The sequence below is a fragment of the Actinoplanes sp. HUAS TT8 genome, from assembly GCF_051380535.1.
In the GTDB taxonomy this organism is placed as follows: domain Bacteria; phylum Actinomycetota; class Actinomycetes; order Mycobacteriales; family Micromonosporaceae; genus Actinoplanes.
The window spans coordinates 4,136,858-4,139,066 of the sequence record NZ_CP195646.1 but is presented as its reverse complement, the minus strand read 5'-3'; the positions used below and the strand labels follow the sequence as shown (position 1 = coordinate 4,139,066).

The following is a 2,209-nucleotide window of genomic DNA, read 5'->3' as shown; positions in this document are numbered from 1 at the left end:
GTCAATGGAGGCCATCCACATGCAGGACAACGACGTGTACGACCTGGTCGGCATCGGATTCGGGCCCTCCAACCTGGCCCTGGCCATCGCGATCGAGGAACACAACGGCCGCTGCCGGCCGGGCGATCGGCTGCGCGCGATCTTCCTGGAGAAGCAGGACGACTTCGGCTGGCACCGGGGCATGCTGTTCGAGGACGCCACCATGCAGGTGTCGTTCCTCAAGGACCTGGTCACCATGCGCAACCCGGCCAGCGACTTCAGCTTCGTGTCCTACCTGCACGCGCACGAGCGGCTGGCCGACTTCATCAACTACAAGAGCATGTATCCGCTGCGGGTGGAGTTCCACGACTACCTGCGGTGGGCGGCCGGGCGGATGAAGGACAGCGTGCACTACGGGCACACGGTCACCGACGTGGTGCCGGTGGAGGGCGGATCGCTTCTCGACGTGACGGCGGGGGCGCGGACGTTCCGTACGCGCAATGTCTCGGTCGCCGTCGGCCTGGAGTCGCGTCTGCCGGCCGGCATCGAGGTGTCCGAACGCGTCTGGCACAACCTGGACATCCTGCACCGGGCGGCCGCGTTCGACGTCGCCGAACCGCGGCGCTTCATCGTCGTCGGGGCCGGGCAGAGTGCCGCCGAATCGGTGTCGTTCCTGCACGAGCGCTACCCGACGGCCGAGGTCTGCTCGGTCTTCTTCCGCTACGGCTACAGCCCGGCCGACGACAGCAACTTCGTCAACGGGATCTTCGACCCGGACGCCGTCGACCTGTACTTCGACGCGCCCGACGAGGTCAAGCGGATGCTGTTCGAGTACCACCGCGACACCAACTACTCGGTGGTCGACCGGGATCTGATCGAGGACCTGTACCGGCGGGTCTACCGGGAGAAGGTCCTCGGCCGCGAACGGCTCCGAATGCTCAACGCGTCGCAGGTCACCAGCCTGAAGACGCGGCCCGACGGGGTCACCGCGGTCGTCGAGCACCTGCCCACCGGTGAGCGGACACCCCTGGAGGCGGACGCGATCGTGTACGCCACCGGGTACCGCCCGGTCGACGTCACCCGCCTGCTCGGCACGGCCGGGGCGCACTGCCGGCGCGACGATCAGAATCTGCTGCGGGTCGGGCGGGACTACCGGGTCACGACCGATTCTGATCTGCGGGCCGGGATCTACCTGCAGGGCGGGACCGAGCACGCCCACGGGATCACCTCGACGCTGCTGTCGGCCGTGGCCGTCCGGTCCGGCGAGATCGTCGACGCGCTCGCCGCGTCCGGCCGGGAGGTTCCGCCACGCCCCCTGGCCATGATCGGCGACCGCTGACCGGGGCCTATCCTCGGCTGATGGGATCCGCTCGGACGCTTGCCCCGCAGCAGAAGTGCCGCATTCTTACGTACGACGTGAGCACCGGTGTCTCCACGCCGGTGTACACGAGTTCGTCCGTCCTGTTCGAGGCGCCGAACTGGGCCGCCGACGGTGACCTGATCCTCAACGGGGACGGGCTGCTGTGGCGGCTGCCGGTGGCCGAGGGTTCGGCGCCGGTCGAGATCCCCCTCGACGGCGTGCCCGGGCTGAACAACGATCACGTGCTGGGCGTGGGCGACGCGATCTTCGTGTCGGCCGACGACGGGCACATCTACGAGGCGTCGCTGCGCGGAGGCCCGGGGCGGCGGGTCACCCACGAGGACCGGATGCACTTCCTGCACGGGGTCAGCCCGGACGGGACCGAGCTGGCCTACGTGGGGATCGAGGGGCAGCGCTGGGACTCCGGGAACCTGTGGACGATCGGGGCGGCCGGTGGCGCGTCGACCCGGCTCACCTCCGAGGGCGGGCCGGACGACGGCCCGGAGTACACGCCGGACGGGAGCTGGATCTACTTCAACACCGAGCGGTTTGGTGTCGGCGCGCAGATTGCCCGGATCCGTCCGGACGGGACCGAGCTGGAGCAACTCACGTTCGACGAGCGGGTGAACTGGTTTCCGCACTTCGCGCCGGACGGGAACCGGGCCGTCTACCTGAGCTACCCGCCCGGGACGTCCGGGCACCCGGCCGACCGGCCGGTCGAGCTGCGGCTCGTCGAGGGCGACGACTGGCGGTCGGCGCGGACGGTCGTGTCACTGCCCGGCGGCCAGGGAACGATCAACGTCAACAGTTGGTCTCCCGATTCGCGCCGTTTCGCCTATGTCGAATATCCGTTCGACCCGGCGGCGTAGA

2 protein-coding genes are annotated in these 2,209 nt (G+C 69.2%); both read left to right on the top strand.

What is annotated here, in order from left to right; translation table 11 throughout:
* The first annotated feature begins 19 nt into the window (after positions 1-19).
* On the top strand, positions 20-1,318 hold the full coding sequence (locus ACSHV8_RS18775; RefSeq protein ID WP_436534823.1) for a lysine N(6)-hydroxylase/L-ornithine N(5)-oxygenase family protein: 1,299 nt from the start codon (positions 20-22) through the stop codon (positions 1,316-1,318).
* A gap of 20 nt (positions 1,319-1,338) precedes the next feature.
* Positions 1,339-2,208 (top strand): TolB family protein, encoded by an 870-nt coding sequence (locus ACSHV8_RS18770; protein ID WP_436534821.1) that lies wholly within the window; start codon positions 1,339-1,341, stop codon positions 2,206-2,208.
* Position 2,209: the final 1 nt, after the last annotated feature.

Bases quoted from the DNA above. Each gene is read 5' to 3' on its own strand.
- ACSHV8_RS18775 (WP_436534823.1), top strand. From the start codon at position 20: ATGCAGGACAACGACGTGTACGACCTGGTCGGCATCGGATTCGGGCCC.
- ACSHV8_RS18770 (WP_436534821.1), top strand. From the start codon at position 1,339: ATGGGATCCGCTCGGACGCTTGCCCCGCAGCAGAAGTGCCGCATTCTT.